This window comes from Neobacillus ginsengisoli, assembly GCF_030813055.1.
The window spans coordinates 165,724-188,906 of sequence record NZ_JAUSTW010000009.1 but is presented as its reverse complement, the minus strand read 5'-3'; the positions used below and the strand labels follow the sequence as shown (position 1 = coordinate 188,906).

Annotated in this window: 19 protein-coding genes; 16 read left to right on the top strand and 3 right to left on the bottom strand. The window is 37.5% G+C overall.

Translation table 11 applies throughout. The annotated features are described in order from the left end of the window. Nucleotides 1-57 precede the first annotated feature (57 nt). The 3 genes from J2S10_RS23045 to J2S10_RS23035 all read left to right on the top strand — a co-directional run bounded on the left by J2S10_RS23045 (nt 58) and on the right by J2S10_RS23035 (nt 4,667). Nucleotides 58-744 carry a CoA transferase subunit A gene (locus tag J2S10_RS23045; RefSeq protein WP_370876270.1) on the top strand — a complete coding sequence of 229 codons (687 nt, stop codon included), beginning with the start codon at nt 58-60 and terminating at the stop codon, nt 742-744. A 27-nt stretch (nt 745-771) separates the two neighbouring features. Continuing rightward, the gene (locus J2S10_RS23040; protein ID WP_307412759.1) at nt 772-1,422 is read left to right on the top strand and encodes a 3-oxoacid CoA-transferase subunit B; all 651 of its coding nucleotides are present in this window, start codon (nt 772-774) and stop codon (nt 1,420-1,422) included. A gap of 1,052 nt (nt 1,423-2,474) precedes the next feature. Then, a complete protein-coding gene (locus J2S10_RS23035) occupies nt 2,475-4,667 on the top strand; it encodes a transglycosylase domain-containing protein (RefSeq protein WP_307412757.1) in 2,193 nt (730 codons plus the stop codon). 156 nt (nt 4,668-4,823) lie between these two features. Here J2S10_RS23035 and J2S10_RS23030 read toward each other — a convergent pair whose 3' ends face one another. Next, on the bottom strand, nt 4,824-6,011 hold the full coding sequence (locus J2S10_RS23030) for an HD-GYP domain-containing protein (RefSeq protein WP_307412755.1): 1,188 nt from the start codon (nt 6,009-6,011) through the stop codon (nt 4,824-4,826). A gap of 143 nt (nt 6,012-6,154) precedes the next feature. On the opposite strand from J2S10_RS23030, the gene tnpA reads away from it, so the two are divergent. From tnpA to J2S10_RS22975, 11 genes are all read left to right on the top strand, one after another. Then, on the top strand, nt 6,155-6,556 hold the full coding sequence (gene tnpA, locus J2S10_RS23025; RefSeq protein ID WP_307412753.1) for an IS200/IS605 family transposase: 402 nt from the start codon (nt 6,155-6,157) through the stop codon (nt 6,554-6,556). Between the two features lie 48 nt (nt 6,557-6,604). Continuing rightward, nucleotides 6,605-7,213 (top strand): N-acyl amino acid synthase FeeM domain-containing protein, encoded by a 609-nt coding sequence (locus tag J2S10_RS23020; RefSeq protein ID WP_307412752.1) that lies wholly within the window; start codon nt 6,605-6,607, stop codon nt 7,211-7,213. Continuing rightward, a complete protein-coding gene (locus tag J2S10_RS23015; RefSeq protein WP_307412750.1) occupies nt 7,213-7,977 on the top strand; it encodes a ThiF family adenylyltransferase in 765 nt (254 codons plus the stop codon). The genes J2S10_RS23020 and J2S10_RS23015 overlap by 1 nt, the downstream gene beginning before the upstream one ends. A gap of 247 nt (nt 7,978-8,224) precedes the next feature. After that, nucleotides 8,225-9,229 carry an aminoglycoside phosphotransferase family protein gene (locus J2S10_RS23010; protein ID WP_307412748.1) on the top strand — a complete coding sequence of 335 codons (1,005 nt, stop codon included), beginning with the start codon at nt 8,225-8,227 and terminating at the stop codon, nt 9,227-9,229. Nucleotides 9,230-9,648: 419 nt separating this feature from the next. Continuing rightward, entirely contained in the window at nt 9,649-10,476 is an 828-nt protein-coding gene (locus J2S10_RS23005; protein WP_307412744.1) for a sugar phosphate isomerase/epimerase family protein, read from the top strand. A gap of 18 nt (nt 10,477-10,494) precedes the next feature. Further along, nucleotides 10,495-11,562: a Gfo/Idh/MocA family protein gene (locus J2S10_RS23000; protein WP_307412742.1), complete on the top strand. Its 1,068-nt coding sequence runs from the start codon at nt 10,495-10,497 to the stop codon at nt 11,560-11,562. 11 nt (nt 11,563-11,573) lie between these two features. Then, nucleotides 11,574-12,887: an ABC transporter substrate-binding protein gene (locus J2S10_RS22995; protein ID WP_307412739.1), complete on the top strand. Its 1,314-nt coding sequence runs from the start codon at nt 11,574-11,576 to the stop codon at nt 12,885-12,887. Nucleotides 12,888-12,956: 69 nt separating this feature from the next. Continuing rightward, entirely contained in the window at nt 12,957-13,835 is an 879-nt protein-coding gene (locus J2S10_RS22990) for a carbohydrate ABC transporter permease (RefSeq protein ID WP_307412737.1), read from the top strand. Nucleotides 13,836-13,847: 12 nt separating this feature from the next. After that, a complete protein-coding gene (locus J2S10_RS22985) occupies nt 13,848-14,687 on the top strand; it encodes a carbohydrate ABC transporter permease (protein ID WP_307412735.1) in 840 nt (279 codons plus the stop codon). A 75-nt stretch (nt 14,688-14,762) separates the two neighbouring features. Further along, a complete protein-coding gene (locus J2S10_RS22980; protein WP_307412733.1) occupies nt 14,763-15,806 on the top strand; it encodes a Gfo/Idh/MocA family protein in 1,044 nt (347 codons plus the stop codon). A 12-nt stretch (nt 15,807-15,818) separates the two neighbouring features. Continuing rightward, a complete protein-coding gene (locus tag J2S10_RS22975) occupies nt 15,819-16,715 on the top strand; it encodes an AraC family transcriptional regulator (RefSeq protein WP_307412731.1) in 897 nt (298 codons plus the stop codon). A 958-nt stretch (nt 16,716-17,673) separates the two neighbouring features. Here the strand turns inward: J2S10_RS22975 and J2S10_RS22970 are convergent. Continuing rightward, nucleotides 17,674-18,960: an MFS transporter gene (locus J2S10_RS22970; RefSeq protein ID WP_307412729.1), complete on the bottom strand. Its 1,287-nt coding sequence runs from the start codon at nt 18,958-18,960 to the stop codon at nt 17,674-17,676. Nucleotides 18,961-19,061: 101 nt separating this feature from the next. On the opposite strand from J2S10_RS22970, the gene J2S10_RS22965 reads away from it, so the two are divergent. Continuing rightward, nucleotides 19,062-19,955, top strand: a complete 894-nt coding sequence (locus tag J2S10_RS22965) for a LysR family transcriptional regulator (RefSeq protein WP_307412727.1) — start codon at nt 19,062-19,064, stop codon at nt 19,953-19,955. Nucleotides 19,956-20,040: 85 nt separating this feature from the next. Here the strand turns inward: J2S10_RS22965 and J2S10_RS22960 are convergent, their stop codons facing one another. Next, nucleotides 20,041-21,714 carry a ribonuclease J gene (locus J2S10_RS22960; protein ID WP_307412726.1) on the bottom strand — a complete coding sequence of 558 codons (1,674 nt, stop codon included), beginning with the start codon at nt 21,712-21,714 and terminating at the stop codon, nt 20,041-20,043. Nucleotides 21,715-21,892: 178 nt separating this feature from the next. Here J2S10_RS22960 and J2S10_RS22955 point away from each other — a divergent pair, with 178 nt between their 5' ends. Continuing rightward, the gene (locus tag J2S10_RS22955; protein WP_307412724.1) at nt 21,893-22,999 is read left to right on the top strand and encodes an FtsZ/tubulin family protein; all 1,107 of its coding nucleotides are present in this window, start codon (nt 21,893-21,895) and stop codon (nt 22,997-22,999) included. The last annotated feature ends 184 nt before the right edge of the window (nt 23,000-23,183 follow it).

Sequence of the window (23,183 nt, the reverse complement as noted above, 5' to 3'; positions counted from 1 at the left end):
TTATATAAACCTAATTTAGAATTTTAAAAGGGGGCTATTTCTTTGAAAAATGGGAAAATTGTAGACTCTTTTTCTAAAGCCATCCATGATATTCATGATGGAGCTACAATCATTGTCGGAGGATTTGGATTGTGCGGAATTCCTGAAAAAGCCATCATCGCTTTACGTGATAAAGGTACAAAGGATTTAACCATCATAAGCAATAATTGCGGGGTGGATGATTGGGGGCTTGGTTTATTATTAGCCAACAAGCAAATTAAGAAGATGATTTCATCCTATGTGGGTGAAAATAAGATTTTCGAACAACAGTTTTTAAGCGGGGAATTGGAGGTAGAACTGGTTCCACAAGGTACATTAGCAGAACGAATCCGGGCAGGCGGGGCTGGAATTCCTGGATTTTACACAGCTACAGGTGTAGGGACTGCCATTGCCGAAGGAAAGGAACACAAGGTATTCAACGGAAGAACCTATATTTTAGAAGAGGGAATCGTTGGAGACTTTGCTCTCGTAAAAGCGTGGAAAGCAGACCCAATCGGAAATCTAATTTACCGTAAAACTTCCCGTAACTTTAATCCTTTAGCGGCGATGGCTGGAAAGATTACGATTGCAGAAGTAGAAGAGATCAAAGATCTTGGCGAGTTAAATCCAGATGAAGTTCATACGCCTGGTATTTATGTTCAACGCCTGTTACTTGGTGAAAACTATGAAAAGAGAATTGAAAAGCGGACAGTCTTGCAAGCATAGTCCAAAGTGAGGAAAGGAGGAACTATTATGAGTAATGCTCGGTCCATTATTGTTAAACGTGCTGTTCAGGAGATTAAAGACGGAATGAATGTCAATCTTGGGATTGGCATACCAACCCTAATCGCCAATGAAATTCCAAGCGAATTTAATGTTCTGCTTCAATCAGAAAACGGATTATTAGGGATAGGGCCATACCCTATAGAGGGTAATGAAGACCCTGATCTTATCAATGCTGGAAAAGAAACCGTTACTGCTCTCAAAGGGTCATCCTTTTTTGACAGTGCCGAATCCTTTGCGATGATTCGCGGGGGGCACATTGATCTCGCCATCCTAGGCGGTATGGAGGTTTCTGAACAAGGAGATTTGGCCAATTGGATGATTCCAGGGAAGATGGTTAAAGGAATGGGCGGCGCCATGGACTTAGTTAATGGAGCTAAACGGGTAATCGTCATCATGGAACATGTAAATAAAAATAGGGAATCTAAAGTAAAAAAAGACTGTTCACTTCCTTTAACAGGTAAACAAGTGGTCCATCGATTAATTACTGATTTAGCGGTTTTTGATTTTACTCCAGAAGGAATGGTCCTTATCGAAACACAAGATGGCATAATGGTAGAAGAAGTAATCAAAAATACTGAAGCATCTTTTACAGTAAGCAGGGAATTAGTAGCAAAATAAACCATTATTCGCTCGATAATAGATAACGAGATTTTAAACAACGAGCAACTTTAATTGGTTGCTCGTTTTTTTTAAGGCTTAGTTAATGATTATTGTTGATCTTTCAATAAATACACTTCTCCACAATTGCCCATTATCTTGTAAATACCATCGCGATGCTTTCCTTCTATTTCAAAATTTTATAGGCTTGAAAATAGGAATTTAACCTATATCTACTGTTCCAACACCAATTTCTGCTTAATACATTGTAATGTACCTTACGAAGAGATGTTTTTACTAAGGATTTGCGAAAAAGTCTCTTCCGTTTGTTCAATAACACGCACCATTTCGGTGCGTGTTATTGAACTTTATTGTTGTCTATATGGGGGGGGGTTGCATTCCTTGAAAATCCGCAGTTTGGAAAGACGGATTCATGTAATGCTGTGGCTGCATGTCAGTGAATCCCATTTGGTGCAGCCATCGTTGGCAAGCGATAAATCTTTGCGGCGAAACCTATTATCATCATCGCTTCCCACTCTATACATCTGTGAACTGGAAAATAAATACAAAAAAGGAAGGGATTCTTCTTATCTTGGCTTTTTGTCATTTTTTGATTCATACAGGTTTTTACGAAAATAATTTTCGCTAAAGAAAATATAGACATTCACAACGCTTATGTTATTATATTTTTTTCTGGCATAAAACAATGCCCTCTTGATTTCTAACGATTTCATTTTTAAAAAAAATTGTCTTGCCCCCCTTAAAAACAATGCCACCTACGAACAAGTATAAATGTACAGTTTATGGAGTGAATAAAATGAAATTTACAATACACGATTTTCTATATATTTTTTTAGGCTTTGTCTTTGGAATTTATGAATTATTTATAAATAGCACGCCTAGGCTTTATACAAAAATAGTTGGAATGCTTTCGCTTATTTTAGCAATATGGATCCTTGTTTCATGTTTAAAGTCTATTAAAAACAAAACCAAGAGATAATAGCTGCTAATGGAACAAATAGCTTCTTACTTTAAATCAACTTTGAGTAACTTAAATATGGGAGAGAAAATGAATGGCAGAAGAAAAGTATCGTTATCGGCAGGAACGAAAAGAAGCGGAAAAGGCAAAAGAACAACAACAAAGAGGTAAAAAATTACCCCAAAAAAGCTCTTTATTGAAAAAAGTTTTCCTTGTTTGTTTACTTCTTGGTGTCGTTTCGGTTGGAGCAGGGGCTATAACCTTTGCTGCTATGATAAAGGATGCACCTCAACTGGATTCTTCAAAACTAGTCGATCCACTTTCGACGAAATTCTATGATAAAAACGGAAATTTTCTTTATGAATACGGGAAAGAAAAACGAACAAAAATTACCTATGATCAAGTACCGAAAGTGCTGGAACATGCATTTATCGCTACGGAGGATGCACATTTTTATGAACACCATGGCATTGATATAAAAGGAACTGCTAGAGCAATATTCGAGAATATTACAGGGCATTTCGGAGCCCAAGGCGGGAGTACGATTACACAGCAGGTGATTAAAAATTCATTTTTGTCACCTCAGAAAACATTAAAGCGAAAAATACAGGAATGGAGTCTCGCCTATCAGCTGGAACAAAAGTATTCCAAGCAAGAAATTTTAATGATGTATTTAAATAAGATCTACCTTGGAGACGGGTCCTACGGAGTGGCTGCTGCCGCGAAAAGCTACTACGGAATCGATGCAAATAATCTAAATAAATTGACGCTTCCTGAGGCTGCTATGTTGGCAGGGCTCCCACAAAGTCCAAGTAATTACGATCCTACCAAACCAGAAGACAAAAAAGCTGCTACCGATCGCCGAAATCTTGTCTTAAGCTCTATGCAAAAACAGGGTTATATTACGGAGAAACAAATGCAGGATGCAATGAAAGTTCCAATAACGGAAGGGCTTGTGCCGAAAATCAGTCAGCAAGTTATGCCCTATGAAGCGTTTTTGGATGCTGCTGTAAAAGAAGTGGAAGGAAAACTTAAGAATGTAGACATTAGCACTGACGGATTATCTATTTATACGACTTTAGATCCGAAAGCACAGGATTATGCGGATAAAATGTTGAACACCAATGAAATTATTGCCTATCCGAATCCTAAGTTTCAGGGAGCCTTCGTATTCTTAGATACAAAAACGGGTGAAGTCAGGGCAATCGGAAGCGGTCGAAACGACTATAAAGCAGCATTCCGGGGAAACAACTTTGCGATTGATATCAGTCGTCAACCGGGTTCTTCATTTAAACCGATTTTTGATTATGGTCCAGCGATTGAAAATTTAAAATGGTCGACAGCTCACCAAATCAATGACCAGGAAACAACGTATTCAAATGGCCAACCCATTTCAAACTGGGATCATCAATATCACGGGATGTTGTCGATCCGGACGGCACTGCAAAACTCTTACAATATTCCTGCTCTTCTTACGCTCCGAGAGGTAGGGATGGATAAGGCAAAGAATTTTGCAGAACAACTTGGAATCACTTTTAATAACAACCAAGTATATGAATCCTATGCGATCGGAAGTAATACCGTTAATCCTCTTGCAATGGCAGGGGCCTACAGCGCTTTTGGAAATGACGGTGTATATAATAAACCGCATTTTGTCCAAAAAGTTGTCTTCCCAGATGGCAAAGTTGTTAGCTTTTCGCCGAAACCTAAACGGGTTATGAAGGATTACACTGCCTATATGGTGACTGATATGTTACGGACAGTTGTAGATGCTGGGACAGGAATAACAGCAAATGTCCCTGGATTGGATGTTGCTGGAAAAACAGGCACAACCAATTTTGACGACAAGACTAGTGCTAAATTTGGATACCCGTCCACTGCGACAAATGATAGTTGGTTCGCAGGTTATACACCACAATACACAATGGCTGTCTGGACCGGCTATGCGCAAAATGGTCCGGGTAACTATATGATTGGAAATACTACAAAAATCTCGCAGCTGATGTTTAAAGCGATGATGCAAAAATTCGGTACAGACAGTACAAACTTTCAGCAGCCTAGCGACGTATACAGAATGAATAATGAGCTGTACATTAAAGGTGGAAATCCTGACGATATCCCATTTGTACCTCAGAACGACAATGGGATTAGCCAACAAGACAATAATGGAAATCAAGACAATAATGGAAATCAAGACAATAATGACCAAAAGAAATTTAAAGATGAATTGAAACAGTTTAAAGATGAATGGAAGCATCAAGGGAAAGAGAAACATAAACACGGCTAAATCAGTAGAAACATATCTACTGATTTTTTTTACCTAATGGAGCGAAATAGGAAAAAATAAGCAGTGGAATCTTTAGTGATTCCACTGCTCTTAAAAGTCAGATGAGGTGCATGTGAATTTTTATCCAGATAAAGCGTCAGCTTTATAAAGTGACAGTTAAAAAATATCAAATGTCCTTTCCAGTTCATCAAGGTCATCTTGTGATTCCCTGCATATTTTGAACCAACTTAACTTAACACTTTCCAACTTTTCAACAAGATAAGGATCAAATTGTGTCCCCTTACCCTCAACAATTCGTATAAAGGCTTCCTTTTCAGACAAGGCACTTCGATAAGCTCTAGTGCTTGTCATGGCATCAAAGGCATCGGCAAGAGCTAATACTCTAGCTTCCAAAGGAATATCTAATTCTTTCTTTTGAGTCGGATACCCTTTACCATCCCATCGTTCATGATGATACAGAACCCCTGATTTTAATCCCTCTAGCCCTTCAACTTTTTCAATCATTTTTGCGCCCACAACTGTATGGGTTTTGATTAGTTCATATTCTTCGTAAGACAATTCTGAGGTTTTACATAAGACTGATTCTGGAATATTAATTTTCCCGATATCATGAAGGAGCCCCATTAGGTGAAGTTGAGTCAATTTTTTTCCATCTTCAAATTCTGGTAAGGTTTTGGCGAACGCCACAGCATACTTACTAACACGATCAGAATGTCCGAACGTATACCTATCCTTTGCCTCAACAGAGACAACGAACGTTTTTACCACTTGTTCAATGGTGATTTCAGCAGACTCTTTTACAAATTCAATTTGTTTTTTATATAAACCATTTAGTTTTCTGATAACCATAAAACTAAAGGAAGTAATAATAATGTGTGTCAGCAGTTGATTGGAAAGATCAATTGAATCAAATGGTTTTTGAATAGGGAACAGGAGGGAAACCCCAAATAACAATACAAAACTGAAAAAAGAATAGATCAATAGTATTTTAGATTGCCCATATAACGCAGCGATGATCGGAACAATTAAGTAGTAGGTCCAAGCGTCCGTAAAACCTGATCCAAAATAAAGACAAGTGAAAATGAATAGCATAAAACTTAAGATTACATGAATCATTATGTCCTTTGGAAGGAACTTCTTTAGGATCATAATTAAAAGGCAAATAACGAGTCCAGCAAAAAGTATGGAAAGATTGGCACGGGAATACGGGACATTTAACAAATGGAAAATCACATTCCATGTAACACTTAGAGCTAAAAAAACAAAGGATATTTTTAAAATTTGCTCATTTAAATGATTGTTGTGAGAATCAAAGTATTGTTGTACTCTATTTTGTTTTATCAAGTTAATTCTCTCCGCTAAATTGTTTATATCACAGTTTCAATTTTACATGAGAAACAAATGATTAGAAAGACGAATTACGAAATTTGTCGTATTTCCCAATTTCACTGTTGCAGTTTAATTGGTATACTGATACAATGAGGACTATGAAAAAACAACAATATTCCACAATTAAATCCCAAGTTTATAAATTGAACTATCACTTTGTTTTTTGTACACGCTACCGAAGAAAGGTATTGGTTGATCGTGTAAAAGATAGATTGGAAAATATTTTGATTCAATTCTCATCTGAGCAAGGGTGGGAAATTATAAATTTGGAAGTAAAACAGGATTATTGCCACTTCAAAATAAGCGCACCTCCAAATTTATCTCCTTCAGATATTGTGGCAAAAATAAAACGTGTTACTTCACGAGCCTTAAGACATGAATTTGAGCACTTACATCATTTACCAAGTTTATGGACAAGGGCTTTCTTCGTTAGTACCGATCCATTTCTATCATCATCCTTGATTCAAGAATACATTCAAGAACAAAAAACAAGGGGCTAATCAAGTAAAAAATACAAAAAGAGAGTTATTGAATGGGAGAGTAATAAAATGGGAGAAAGTGAAAACGATTATTATTATTACCATGTAGCAAGTAAGGAATTACGTGAAAAAGCTATAGAGCTCCATTTTCAACGATATATGGAAGTGGGTTTCTTTAAAGATGGTGAGGTGGATCCGTACCAAGATTCCTCAGTTTATTTTGCAGCTGTTTATAAAGAAGATCATTCTGTTGTTGGCGTGAATCGTTTGATTTTTAAACCAATGAATGAACTTCCTACATTACAGGAATTTACGATATATGATCTTGAAAGGAAAAAACTGAAACTACTAGAATCACATCTATATGCAGAAATGAGCGCACTTACAAAACTTCCAAAGCATGACTGTACACTTGGTATGCTTCGTACTACCTTGCAATATTCGCTCGAAAACGGGATCTACTATTGGTTTTGTTCGTTAGATCAACGAGTGCATAATTACATGAGAAGAATGTTCAATTTTCCTTTTATCCAAATCGGCGAACCTAAAGTATATTTAGGGTCAACCACCGTTCCATGTATTTTAGATTTGAAGGAAACAGCGAAGGTTTTAAAGGATACCAGGTTAAAACTTTATGAGTATTTATATACTCCGAATCCAATGGAGGCAATTAAATAATGATAATTAAAGAACAGTTTAGCAGGAACATTGGGATAATGTCGGAAGAGGAAGTTTACACATTACATAGCACTACAATTGCCATTGCAGGCTGCGGATGCATTGGCGGTTTTTCCGCCGAGCTATTGGCAAGGATGGGCGTTGGAAAGCTAATTCTTGCAGATCCAGATATCTTTGATGAAAGTAATATTAATCGTCAATGTGCTGCTACACATCATACAGTTGGACAAAAAAAAGCAGATGCACTAAAAAATCATTTATTATCAATTAACCCGGAATTAGAAGTTGTTTGCTTTCCTGAAGGTGTTGATGAAGGGAATCTTGACCTTTTTCTTGAGGGAGCGGACTATGTAATAGATGCAATCGATTATTTTGCATTTCCGGATGCCGTTACCCTTCACCGTGCAGCTAGAAAAAGGGACCTCTATATCACAACAGCAGTAGCTCTTGGATTTGGTACAAGTGTGCTTACCTTTGATCCCTGCGGAATGACCATTGAAGCTTATACAGGTATTACCGAGGATACAACCATTGAAGAATTAAAAGGTTTTATGTTTCCTCCATCAAGCTATAGTGCAAATTTACCTTCTTATGCTACTCCTGAAAACTTGAAAAGATGGATTGAAACGAAGTCCATCCCAACAATTAGTGTAGGGCAAGCATTAGGACCTGGAATATTGGTATCGCAAATGGTGTTGCATATATTAGGCCGAAAATCACCAAAAATCGTACCGGAATCGATTCAATTTCAATTCGAAGAATAATATAACTTAAAAGTAAGACCATTGCATTCCAGGCAATGGTTCTTTTTCTTTTAGTTAATTACTCAAACTTCGTACCTAAATAAGTAGGTGCAATACTTGGTCCTGTAAAAATCCTCACGTATTCAATTTGTCAATTTCACTCTGCGAAGTTTGAGTTGTTAATTTTATATTTTCTCATTGGACAGATGTTATATTTAAGGTACAGATCCTATCATAAAAGATAATAAAAAAAAGGGGGAGTAGCGTAATGTGTGAGCATAAGCCCTACTGGCGAGATGTTCCTCTAGAATTACGGAAGCAAATTGAAGTAAAAGTAGGAAGTCCGATACGGCTGGCTAATCGTGTATTTGGAGGTTACGGACCAAGTGCAACATTTCGAATTTTCTTAGAAGACGGCAGAACTGTTTTTGCCAAAGGAGCTGGACTAGGGTCTATTTCAGAGAATTGGAGAGTGCTTCCACTAGAAGAAACTGTATATTGTGATATCGCTGCGATTTATCCAATTTCTCCTCGTTATCTTGGATCGGTGCGTGTTGAAGGCTGGCATCTTTTATTGTTAGAGGATTTAAGAAATACGAAAAAAGTACCGCCTTGGTCAGATAAGCTTGCACTAAAAGCTGTTCGGGATATAGCAGAATTTCATTTGCGGGGACTTTCTGAGGTTGGTAAGGTTGAAGCAATGATAAGTAAAGGTGTAACTGATAATTGGTTCAATATTAAAAATAACAATGATGAAAGAAATTACTTTCTGGGGCTGTTCCGGGAGAAAAGAAGGGAATCTGAGTCTTGGCTGGAAGCGGTAATTGACACGTTTATTTCAATCGAAGCGGAATTTATGAATACAGACCAACCTTGGGGGTTAATCCATAAAGACATACGATCGGATAATCTTCGTTTTAGAGACGGTTCATTGTTATTGTTCGATTGGGCATTGGCATGCAGAGGACCATTGCTTTTTGATGTGGGATTCTTTCTTCCGAGTATTGAGGGGGAAGGGGGACCAACCGCAGAACATTTGTTACCTGAATATAAAAGAGTAATGGCTGATAATAATATTAATTTTTCTTTGGTTGCTCAACAATCCGTTGCCGTTGCTGCAGCAGGATTTTTTGCATCACGTGCAGGGAAGCCGCCAATATCGCTACTGCCTCGGCTAAGATACATTCAGCGTTTACAATTAGGACCTGCACTGCGATGGTCCTGCAATATTCTCGGATTGCCCCAGCCTCCTGTATTGAATTTCAATGATTAATTAATAATGTTTCAGATAAAACCAATACAACCAATTTTTTTTAACAGGGGTATCTCCAAAGAGATGCCCCCATTTAAATTCCCCTTTTTTGGACATGGCTGTCGAATTTTCATAGGATAGTCGAGAGACCTTCGCAAGTATGAGGATAAAAATTATAATTTTCACTACAGTCCTTCCTTTTTAATCCATTATTTACGTATGATAAAAATATCTAAAATGTAAAAAGGAGAAAAAAATTATAAGTATCAAGAAATGAAGGGAAATAGAAGTTTAAAATAGGAATTGCGTATCCCTCTTAAAAAAGTACGCAGAGTAAAAAATAACTGAAATTTCAGTCCTTATAGGCAAGCATCTAAAAAATCAACTTGCTATACTAAAAACTATATTAAAGATTTAAAAAATCACAGAGGAGGAGCAAGATGATTCAATTGACCGGTTTTGCCGATGAAATTTCACCAGAATTAGATGTACAAATCGAAGTGCTTCAATCCGAAAAAATGAAAAATGTTGAATTTAGGGGAGTTTGGGGAAAAAATGTTCTCAAACTAACTGATGAAGAATTAGAAAGAGTAAAAAAGGAATTTGATCAGAATTCAATTTCTGTTTCTTCCATTGGATCCCCCATTGGAAAAATCAAAATTACGGATGATTTTGAACAACATCTAAAAGATTTTGACAGAGCCCTAGAAATTGCTAAATTTTTTCATTCTCCATATATTCGCGTTTTTTCTTTCTTTATCCCTGAAGGTGAAGATCCAGGAATATACCGAGATGAAGTTTTGTACCGAATGAAAACGCTTACAGAAAGAGTAGAAGGAACAGAGATCGTCCTTCTTCATGAAAACGAAAAAGATATTTATGGTGATACAACTGAAAGATGCTTGGAAATCTTAGAGCATGTAAATTCTAAAAATTTACGCTGCGCATTTGATCCGGCGAATTTTGTCCAATGCGGGGTAAAACCGTATACAGAGGCATATTCAAAACTTCTTCCTTTTATTGAATATTTACATATAAAAGATGCGAGATTTGAGGATGGAAAAGTGGTTCCTGTTGGCGAAGGGGACGGAGAAGTTCGGGAAATTTTAAGTGCATTAAAAATCAATGGATATGACGGCTTTATGTCGTTAGAGCCACATTTAAAAGCAGCAGAGATATTCCAAGGTTTCAGTGGTCCTGATTTATTTAAAGTAGCAACACTAGCATTGAAAAATATTTTAGCTGAAACCAATTGGCAGTGGAATTGATAGAAAGGGGTACTACATATGTCAAAGAAAAATTATAATTTTGCGATCATTGGTGCAGGTGTGATTGGTAAATCCCATGCGGAAATGCTGCAACACGTTGAACGTGGAAACCTTATTGCTATATGTGACATAATTCCAGAGAAGGCGCAAGCACTAGCAGAAAAATACCGGTGCAACTGGTACAACAACATTGAGGAAATGTTAGAAAATGAACCCATCGATATTGTTAATATTTGTACTCCCAGTGGATTGCATGCAGACCACACAATACAAGCAGTTAGAGCTGGAAAACATGTTATTTCAGAAAAACCAATGGATGTAACCTTGGAGAAAGCTAGACAAATGATTGAAGAATGTAGAAAAGCAAACAAAAAGCTTGCTGTCATTTCTCAACACCGTTTTGATGCAGCTACTATAGAAGTAAAAAAGGACCTTGATAATGGAAAATTCGGTAAGGTAATCATTGGAAATGGAGCAATCAATTGGTATCGCTCTCAATCCTACTATGATAGCGGAGATTGGAGAGGCACATGGGAATTGGATGGTGGAGGGGCACTTATGAACCAAGGTATTCATACTATTGACGTGCTTCAATATCTAGCTGGTGATATCGAAAGTGTTTATGCCCATTGCGAAACCATGGGACATGAACGAATTAATGTGGAAGATGCAGCAGTGGCCACCTTACGATTCAAAAATGGTGCTATCGGGACACTTGTCGGAACTACCTGTGCTTTTCCTGGATTATCAACGAGAATTGAAGTGTTTGGAAAAGATGGTTCGGCAGTTATTGAAAACGATCGCTTAGTTCATAAAGTATTTCGGGATGATATTGGGGAAGTTGGTAACTATGGTGGAGGTAGCCAATCGAGAACCCAAGAAGAAATAAATGAAACAGGTGCTTCAGATCCAGCAGCGATTTCACAAAATAGTCATGTTCTTCAAATCAACGATTTAATTAAAGCCATTGAAGAAAATCGAGAACCAAAAGTAAATGGTCTCGAGGCAATCAAACCACTGAAGGTCATATTGGCAATCTATCAATCTTCAAAAAAAGGTGAGCAAGTTCAAATTGACGAAATCTAGGAGGATATCATATGAAGAAAAATATGAAAAAACTAGCAGCAGTCACATTAATCGCAGGACTTACTTTTGGGATTGTGGGTTGTTCCAATTCAACTTCTGGACAAGCAAACAGTTCTGATGCAAATAAGCCCATTACATTAAAAGTAGCTTGGTGGGGCTCACAGGATCGAAACGATCGTACACAAAAAATGATTCAACTCTTTGAAAAACAAAATCCCAACATTAAAATCGAAACAGAATATACAAATTTCAACGACTATTGGCCAAAAATGGCTACCGAAGCCGCAGGTCAAAGCTTACCGGATGTTATGCAAATGGATTATGGCAAACTTGGAGAATATACTGGTCGTCATTTGATTGACCCGCTTGATTCTTATATCAGTTCAGGAAAAATAGATTTATCTAATGTTGATAATAAGGCTTATCTTGCAGGGGGAATTATAGACCATAAAAACTATGCCATTTCACTTGGAATGAATGCACCTGCAGTAGATTATGACCCAACGATTTTTCAAAAAGCAGGTGTCCCTGAACTTCAACCTGGATATACAACTGAAGATTTAGATAAAACATTGTCCGCATTAAAAGAAAAATTGGGAACAAAAGGATTTAGTCCAGAAGATACAGTACCATATGACTTCCCTTTTTACCTTCGCCAAAGAGGAACCCATGAGTATAGCGCAGATGGAAAAAGTCTGGGGTATAAAGATGATAAACTATTCGTAGATTATACAAATTACAGACTCTCACACTACAAAAATGGATTGTTTGGAGATCCAAAGGTTGTAGATTCACTAAAAACGAATGAAGCAAATTTAATGATTTCCACAGGAAAAGCAGCTGTACACGGTTTTACAAGTAACTTGGTCGTTGGGGAATCAAAATATGCCGGCCATACCTTAAAACTCATCGCACCGCCAGAATTGCCAGGTGGACATGAAGGGAACTATTTAAAGCCGGCCATGTTAGTTTCTATGTCTTCTGCTTCCAAACATAAAGATGCCGCTGTTAAGTTTATCAACTTTTTCCTTAATGATTTAGTGGCGAATGATATTTTGAAAGCAGAACGCGGTGTTCCCATTTCTAAAAAAGTTCGCGACCACTTACTTCCAACATTAAGTGAATATGAAAAAGAGCAATTCTCTTATATTGAATATGTCGCAAGTCACTCTAAACCAATTGATCCTCCGGCACCACAGGGTAGTACGAAAGTGTCCGATCTATTCGATCGGCTACAGATGCAAATTGCTTATGGTCAGCTGACTCCTGAAGCAGCGGCAAAACAATTCCGTGAGCAAGCAAATCAAATTTTAAGTACGAATTAATATAAATTAAATTTGAACAACAAGCCATCTATTTAGTAGATGGCTTGTTTAAAAAAAAAGGGGATAAAAATGGGGAAAACATGGAAAAAGCATTTAGTTGGATATTCCTTTATTTTGCCGTGGCTTTTAGGATTCATATTTTTTGTCTTAGGTCCCATGATTGCTTCGCTTTATTTCTCATTTACCAACTATGACATGCTATCAAGTCCGAAATGGGTAGGTATTAGAAATTATGTTTATATGTTTACAAAAGATCCTAGGTATTGGAATTCTTTAAAAGTAACATTTGAATTTGTATTGATATCTGTGCCGTTGAAACTGGTATTCGCCTTGATGGTAGCTATGCTTTTCGTAAAACCAAGAAAAGGAGTCGGAATTTATCGGACTACCTATTATATTCCATCTTTGGTTGGCGGAAGTGTGGCAGTAGCGGTCATGTGGAGACAGTTATTTGGAACTGAAGGAGCAATCAACCATGCTTTATCCCTCATTGGAATTCATGGACCTGATTGGTTGTTAGATCCAAAAACATCCATTTGGACACTTATTTTACTTGTCACATGGCAATTTGGTTCTCCGATGATAATTTTTTTAGCAGGATTAAAACAAATCCCTCCTGAGTTGTACGAAGCGGCTAATGTAGATGGAGCAAATTCAATTACAAAATTCTTTAAAATTACACTTCCGATGTTGTCACCCATTATCTTTTTTAATCTTGTGATGCAGATGATTAGTGGCTTTATGACATTTACACAAAGTTTTATGGTTACACAAGGCGGACCGTTGGATTCAACATTATTTTATGCAGTCTACCTGTACGACACGGCATTCAGTAATTTCCAAATGGGATATGCATCAGCGATGGCTTGGGTTTTGTTAATTATCATTGCTGTATTCACTGCTATTGTCTTCAAAACATCGAAATCATGGGTACATTATGAGTCGTAAGGAGGGAAGTAAATGAAGAAAAAATTAATTCCAAATACAATATTTCATTTGTTCACTATAACATTTGGACTATTTATGATGTATCCAATTATTTGGACACTAATTAGTTCTTTAAAACCAGAGTCAGAGATTTTCAAACAAGCGGCTTCTCTAATACCTTCCAGTTTCCAGTGGCATAATTATCCGGATGGGTGGAAGGGGTTTGGCGGCACTTCCTTTGGAACGTTCTTTTTAAATTCGTTTATCATATCATCTTTGTCAATGATTGGGGCAATGTTTACATCCAGTCTTGTGTCATTTGGATTTGCAAGGTTAAAATTCCCATTTCAGAAACCATTATTTGCTTGTCTTATGGTCACCATGATGTTGCCAGTGCAAGTAACCATGATTCCACAATACATTTTGTTTCATAATCTAGGGTGGATTAATACATTTCTTCCCCTAATTGTACCCCAGTTTATTGGGGGCAATGCCTTTTTCGTCTTTTTAATGATGCAATTCATTCGATCAATTCCAAAAGAATTAGATGAAGCAGCGTTCATTGATGGTTGCTCAACTTATAGGACGTTTTGGAAAATCATCTTACCAATATGTAAACCTGCTTTAATTACAGTATCTATTTTTTCATTCATTTGGACATGGGATGATTTCTTAGGACCATTGATCTATTTAAACCAACCAAGCAAGTTTACAATTTCTTTAGGGCTACGGATGTTTTCAGACCCATCTTCTTTCACAAATTGGGGAAATTTATTTGCAATGTCGACTCTATCATTATTGCCGTTGTTCATAATGTTTATCATATTCCAACGTTATATAGTAGATGGAATTGCCACACAAGGATTGAAGTAATTAAATTTCTGAAAGATAAATGGTGAATTTGAAGCTATGACCATTTAATAGCAGAGTGTAATGGAGGGAGCGAGTATGCTAAAAGAATTCCGTTTTGCTGTCATAGGCTGCGGGGGAATTAGCAAATTGCACATTAAACAAATTCAATCCATTCCTAATGCAAAACTGATAGCAGTAGCAGATGAAGTGGAAGAAAGAGCGAAGGAATTTGGAGAATTGTATGATGTGGACTGGTATGTCGGGTACAAAGAAATGCTAAAGCGTGATGACATAGACATCGTTAATATTGTGACACCAAGCGGACTACACGGTAAAATAGCTATCGATGTTGCAAAGTCAGGAATGCATGTAATAGTAGAAAAGCCGATTGAGGTGACCCTGGAAAAGGCAAACGAAATGATTCAAGTGTGTAAGGAATCCAATGTAAAATTAACCGTCATCTCTCAACATCGTTTTGATGCTGCAACAAGAAAGATCCACAATGATATAATAGAAGGGAAATTCGGTGAGTTAGTAATGGGTCAGGCATGCATTCATTGGTATCGTTCCCAGGCCTATTATGATAGTGGAGCATGGAGAGGAACCTGGGAACTGGACGGTGGGGGAGTACTCATGAATCAGTCTATCCATACAATCGACCTGCTACAACTATTTATGGGCCCTGTGGAAAGCGTATTTGCGCATACAGCAACTAAAGCCCATAAGAGGATTGAAGTGGAGGATATAGCGGTTGCTACAGTAAAGTTTAAAAGTGGCGCTCTCGGAACGATAACAGCTACAACAGCGGCCTTTCCCGGACTATCAACTCGAATCGATATCTTTGGAACAAAAGGCACTGCAATCATACAAGATGACAAACTCACTCAATGTTATTTCTCAGAAGAGAATAACATTGAGTTTTTAGATCTAGAAAAAACTAAAAATATAGCAGAAACAATACATCTTGAAAATCATCATCAGAATGCACATCGATTGCAATTTTTAGATATGATGGATGCCATTACTAATGATCGAGAACCGGAAGTAAATGGTCCAGAAGGAATCAAGCCCCTTGAAATTATCCTAGCTATTTATAAATCTGCCCAAACCGGAAAAGAAATTAGTCTGCCAATTACATGAGGAGTGACCGCAATGATGGATAATTGGATTCCGAGTGCTTTTTATAAAAAGAGAAATGAATATACTCAGACAGATTTTCATTCTCATACAGCATTCGAAATTTATCGTTTCCACGAAGGAGATTGCAGGTATCTCATTGGAAATAATATTTATTATCTTCAACCTGGTGATATTGTTGTGATGAATGGATTAACATTGCATCGTGCATTTCCCTCACCCGATGTTGCCTATGTACGAAGTGTTGTCTCATTTTCGAGTGAGTGGATAAAACCTAGCTTATGTAATGACATCAATTTGCCGGAGCTTTTAGAACCTTTTACAAAAATGGATCATGTGTTGTTACGAATGGGTGATCATGAGTTTTTAAAAACAATCGATTTACTTATGGAAGATATTGAAAAGACAAAACAAAATTGTGATCGGATTGGACATGCAAATCGTGCATCTCTTACCTATCGTATGCATGAAGGGAAATTTAAAACATCATTAATCCAATTGTTAATGATGATTTATGAATTAAGTCAAAGTTATTTCCATTCTGATTGCGATGATTGTTCTGAAAAGGAACATCGAGTATTTCAAATTAAAAAATGGATCGATAAAAACTACACAAAATCTTTATCTCTGGAAAGCATTGCGGGTTCGTTAGCAATCAGTCGGTCATATATGGCTGCTTTATTTAAAGAAGTGACGGGTCTTTCTGTGATGGAATACGTTATGCTTTGCCGCCTAAACTCTGCACGGTATATGCTTGAAATGGAAAATAAAACCATTCTCGCTATATCCATGGATGCCGGATTTGAAAGTGTTTCTCATTTTAGTCGTTATTTCAAGCAAAAATTAGGAAAAACACCTTCTGAATATCGAAAATTAATTCCCAAAAAAATAAGTAAAACAGAAAGGTTTTAATAGATATGAAAGGTTATATTAGTTGTAACTACCATAAACGTAAACTAATTTACGTTTATGGCAGCTATAAATTACACTGTTGAAAAGGAGGTAGCAAAATTGTCTGTAAAAAGGTCAGAAAATATTGAATTTTTAATCTTCGATCTTGTTAAAGGGGATCGAATTTCCTTTTTGTCGGCGAATTCCATTTACAGTGTAAATAGATTTTGCGATGTTAAAGTCAGGGTTAGTCCGTGTTCCGTTAAATACTAGGCTTTCGGAAGAAGAACAATTCCATATGATTGCAGAAACCCCATGACTTAGAGTCTAGCTTTTATAAAAAGATATGAAAGATTTCAGAATTCCTTCAGGATTGTAAAATAAATAGGCGAAACCATTGCATTTGAAGCAATGGTTTTTTTGTATAAAAAATGCTTTTAGCTATTAAGCATGTATGACGGTGTAACTTCTTATTTAAATTGCTAAGATTGTAGTTAATAACGAATAAAGGATGCCTATGTTAATGGGTATTATTAAGATATTTCATATTATTTATTAAAACTCAATCACAAATAACTCTTCAAATTTTTAATAGGATATAGTAAAAAGTAAGCATTAATGTCGAATTATCCTTACCTTGCCACTACAATTTTCTTTACTCAGATTTAACAGAATTCGTTCAAAACTTAACATTGATAATTTTAAGAAAATGATATTATTAAACTATTACCGAATACAGTTGATGTATTCGGTTTTTAATTTTTTACTGACTTTAAAAATTATTAAAAGGGGAAAACCTTCATGTATAATTTATTAATTGAGTTAGGTGGTAGTATTTTTATTACTATTTTTACTTTATATATCCTAAGAGATCTTGATTAAATACGTAGATTTGTCTTGAAAGCATACTGCTTGTTCTTACTTTTTATTGATAAAAAAACCATATCGCTGTTATAGCAAATATGGTTTTTCTAAACTATTAAATTGTTTCTTGAATGGTATATTTATAGTTATGGCGGATTTGAATAACAAATCCGGAAGCAACGGCACATAGGATTCCTGCAAATACAAAAATAAACGTGTAAGACCCGGTCAATGCATGTAAAGTTCCTCCGCCAAACGCAGCGGTTGCCGCTCCTAACTGATGTGATGCCCAGATCCAGCCAAACACGATTCCACTTTTTTCACCGAAAATGGTATTACATAAGCGAACAGTCGGCGGGACAGTGGCGACCCAATCCAATCCGTAAAATATGATGAAAATCGCTAAACCCCAAAAAGAAGTTGAATCCAGCGCTGTCGGTAAAAAAACAAGAGAAAGACCACGTAATCCGTAATACCAAAATAATAGCCATCGGCTATCCCACCGGTCCGATAACCACCCGGAAAATGTGGTTCCGATAATATCAAAAATTCCCATAAATGCTAACATGCTTGCTGCGGTAACTTCAGGGATTCCGTGTTCGCCGCAAGCGGGGATTAAATGGGTTCCAATTAACCCATTCGTAGATAATCCACAAACAAAAAAACTCCCCGCCAGCAGCCAAAATTCTTTGGATCGTATCCCATATCGGAGACCTTTTAAAGCTGAGCTAAAAGGGTTCCCAAGAGGTTTTTGTAAAGGTTCGATGGTCTCTGTCGTACCTGTCGCACCGTATGGGAGAACACCGACATCACTCGGTCTCTCTTTCATAAATAAAAGGACTAAGAGAATGACGAAAAAGGAGGCTAGCGATGTAACCAATACTGTTAATTGCCAGCTTTCTTCTGTAGCCAATTTCGCTAGCAATGGCAGGAAAACAAGCTGCCCCGTTGCACCGCTTGCTGTAAGGATTCCAATTACTAACCCTTTTCGTTCTTTAAACCATCGATTTGTGATTACAGCTCCAAGTACGGAGGAAGTAAAACCCGTCCCGATTCCAATCACCAGCCCCCACAATAGAGTAAATTCCCAGATATTCTTCATCCATGCGGAAAGTCCGGTTCCTACCACTAACATTGTGAGGGAGCATACCATCACCCTTTTAATTCCGTACTTCTCCATAATGGCTGCCGCAAAAGGTCCGCAAAGCCCATATAAGGCTAAATTAAATGCTAAAGGAAAAGTGGTACTCATACTATCCCACCCAAACGCACTTTCCAAAGGCAGGATGAGAACTCCCGGAGTTGAGCGGATTCCGGCGGAAACTAATAAGGATAAAAATGCTATACAGATGACGATCCATCCATAGTGAAGTCTCCTAAAAGAAATAATTTGTTTTTTCATTGTAATTCCCCCTCGTTGATATAAGTATAAATTGTGATATTATATTTGTAAAAACGAATTAAATGGAGAAATGGTTCATTTTTTTTGAATTGAGGAGAAACATGGATATAAAAGCGCTCATTACCTTTCAGACTATTATCAAACAAGGGAGCTTCCAAGGTGCTGCAGAAGAACTAAACTATGTTCAATCAACGGTAACGTCTCAAATACAAAAATTAGAATTAGACTTAGGGGTAAAGCTTTTTGAAAGGGGAAGAAAATTACGGTTAACTGAGGCCGGAAGAATTCTTACTAAACAGGCTGCCTATATTCTGAATGATATTGACAGTCTTCGTAAAACGATAAGTGATTTTACCGAGGGTGAAACCGGAAACCTTCGTATAGGCAGCATGGAGCCTACAGCAAGTCTGCGACTCCCCAATGTATTGAATGATTACTGTAATGATCACAAAAAAGTTCAAATTAATCTAGAGATTGGGAACTCTACCACAATTAGAGAGAGGATTTTGTCGGGACAATTGGACCTGGGAATTTGCACATCACCTGACATTGAAATGGGTTTGGATTTTACCCCTTTGTTTGTCGAAAAAATCGGTTTACTTTTACCGGTAGATCACAAACTTGTTATGAAAAATGATATTAAAGCAAAGGATTTGCAGGGAGAACGACTTATACTTACAGGTAGGAATTGTGCGTATAGAAGAAAACTAGAGAAACTTTTGTTAGAAAAGGGCAATCACGTGATGCCGATTGTTCAAAGCGGAAGTATAGAGGTGGTAAAAAAGCTGGTGGAAAAAGGACTTGGTATTGGAATCATCCCGGAAGTATCACATGAGTTTACATCTACCACTGTGTTAAAGAGTATTAACGACTTTGAACTGGATGTCACAATTGGACTCTTAAAACGAAAAGATGAGAGTCCAAGTAGAGCGATGCAAAACTTAATTAATGCTATTACTATTTCACTTAAACGTTCTGACTGCATGGTAATGTGATTATATTTCTGGTAGACGTTCATTTCTTTAAAAAAAGTGGTGTCAGGCATCATAAATAGTGCCTGACACTCGATTTTAAAAAAATTTATATTTCAATGATGATCGGGAGAATCATTGGCTTTCTTTTTGTTTGGGTGAATAAATATTGCCCTACTGTTTTTTTGATATTTTGTTTTATTACATTCCATTGGCGGATATTCTCTTCCTGTAAGTCATTAACTGTTTTTTTAACAAGGCTATTCACTTCTCTTAAAAGATCTTCGGAATTTTTTACATACACGAATCCACGAGTAATGGTATCAGGGCCTTGAATAATTCTTCGGTCCGTTTTACTTAATGTTAAAACAATCACGAGCATTCCATCTTCAGAAAGCTGTTTTCGGTCTCGTAACACAATTTCTCCTATATCCCCGACACCCATTCCGTCAACATACGTATCCCCTGATGGTATTTTACGAGTCTGGCGGGCAGCCCCGTTTTCAATATCAACCACATCACCATTTTTAATGATAAACGTATTTCCTTTCCCGACTCCAACTAATTCGGCTAATTCACGGTGATGGTGCAGCATTCTAAACTCACCGTGAATCGGAATAAAATAGGTTGGCTTCATCAATGTCAACATAAGCTTTAAGTCTTCCTGATAACCATGTCCGGAAACATGCATACCTGTTGAACTTCCCGAGCCGTAAATCACCTTGGCACCAAGTTGAAAAAGGTTGTCGATGATTCGTGAAACATCCCGTTCATTCCCGGGGATTGGGGATGCTGCTAATATCACAGTGTCACCGGGGTAAATGGCTACATCCCGATAGTTTCCGCTTGCCAGGCGTGCCAGTGCAGCCATTGGCTCTCCCTGACTTCCCGTACATAGGATTGCCACCCTTTCCGGGTCCAACTGATCAACATCGCGTGCCTCGATCAGCATTCCTTCCGGAACAGTTAAATAGCCTCGTTCGATAGCAACCGAGACAACATTTACCATACTCCGGCCAATCAATGCAAGCTTTCGATTGGTCTTCATCGCAGCATCCACCACTTGCTGAACACGATTTACATTCGAAGCAAAGGTAGAGATAAAGATTTTCCCTTGAGCTTTCATGAAAGCCTCGGTCATATGACCGGCTACCATCCGCTCAGATGGTGTTAAGCCGGTTCGCTCAGCATTTGTACTTTCTGAGATTAAAACCAAGACACCTTGACTGCCGATTTCGGCCATTTTATGAATATCCGCAAATTGGTTATTTGCAGGTGTTAAATCGAATTTGAAGTCCCCGGTATGGACGACATTCCCTTCAGGTGTTTGAAAGACAATGCCAAGACAATCAGGTATACTATGGCTTACTTTGAAAAAGGATGCCGTTATCTCTCCGAATTCAAGTTTTGAATTCGAGTCGATTGGAATGAGTTTTGTATCTCTTTTAAGTCGATGCTCGTCTAATTTTAATTCAATTAACCCCAGTGTAAAATGGGTAGCATATATCGGAACATTTATTTTTTTTAAGAAGTAAGGAATACCGCCAATATGATCTTCGTGCCCATGTGTCACAATTAAAGCTCGGATTTTGTCCTGATTCTCTTCTAAGTAGGTAATATCAGGGATAATCAAATCAATCCCTAACAAACTCTCATCGGGAAACTTCCCGCCGCAGTCGATGATTACGATACTGTCCTCATATTGGATCGCATACATGTTTTTACCGATTTCATTAATTCCACCTAAGGCGAATATGGATAATGTATTTTCATTGGCTGTCATTTTAAATCCTCCCAATTCCATAAATATTAGTAGTATTTCATTATGTCTTCCCATTTATTAAGAATTGGTGAAATGGGGATATTCATACTTTTCTCCAATCATTTCAGCCATTTTAAAAAGAACAAGTCTAAATTCATAAAACCTGAGTATTATCATAGTAAGATAAGGAGGCGATCTGGTGAAATCAATAGGCATATTGGGTGTAGGTCAAGCAGGTGGGAATATTGCTGAGATAGCAACAACTATGGGCTTTCAAACCGCCCTTATCAACACTAATCAACGTGATGGCGTAGTTAATACGAGGGTGGAAAAGAAGTATTTTGTCCCCGGGTTGAATGGTGCAGGGCAAGATAGATCGATAGGAATAAAAGCTGTTCAGGATAACTTTCGAGAGATAATTGATTTCGTAAAGAAATCCTATAAGAACATAAAGCTGTTATTAGTAGCGTTCTCTACCGATGGCGGTACAGGTTCCGGTATGAGCCCGATTTTAATGGATTTGTTATTAGACCAACTGCCTGGAATAAACGTTGGAGCGATTGCGATTCTACCTGAACGAAATGTGTTAGCGGGTAACCGAATCAATACAGCTGAGTGCATTGAAGAGATTTCCAAAATAGATGGCATTTCTTCCGTTTTCCTGGTAGACAATGATCAGATGCGTAAGCTGAATCCGCAATCCAGCAAGCAGCAGATCTACCTTGTTTCTAATCATCAAGTGATGGAGGCCATTGATAATGTACTGCAGGTAACGAAAGAGAGTTCTTTATACGGTAACTTTGATGAAATGGATCTTATGAATATTCTGTGCACAAGAGGAGTTACGTTAATATCCTCTGCTACAATCACAGAGTCAAAATCATCGTCGGACGTTGCAAGTAAAATTCAACGTTCTTGGGCTACCTCAATTTTCTGTCCTGTCGAATCAACGGGTGTAATTCGAGCAGGTCTGATTTATGAAGGACCGGTAAATCTTTCAAAGCTAATTAATGTGCCGGCTATTTTTGAAAGGGTTGGAGAACCGCTGCAATTATTCGAAGGAACCTATATCTCAGAATCTGATCCTACTATAACCACCGTCCTAGCAGGGCTGCCGTTTCCTTCCCGTCGATTACTGGCTCTTGAGGAATCTATTGAGAAGAATAAAGAACGGTTACAGAACCTGGTCAACAAGGAACATACCCAGAAATATGAGTCGCGGATATCTTGGTCATCTAATCTTAAAATTAAACCTGAGAGGAAGACTGATTCTGTATCATTCAAGTTATCTAAGTATGAAAGATAAATCGTAAATGTGTATCCCCGCTGGTTTTTCTTACAATTGGCGGGGATATTTTTGTGTCGAAAAAACTTAAATTAATAATTCCGTTTTACCAATAAAAAGTAGTGATTCAATTTCCGAGTGCTGTAGGTTTAGAAGCTGAAAGGGAAAACGGTGAAAATGGAGGACAGGAAAAAATGGTGCCTAT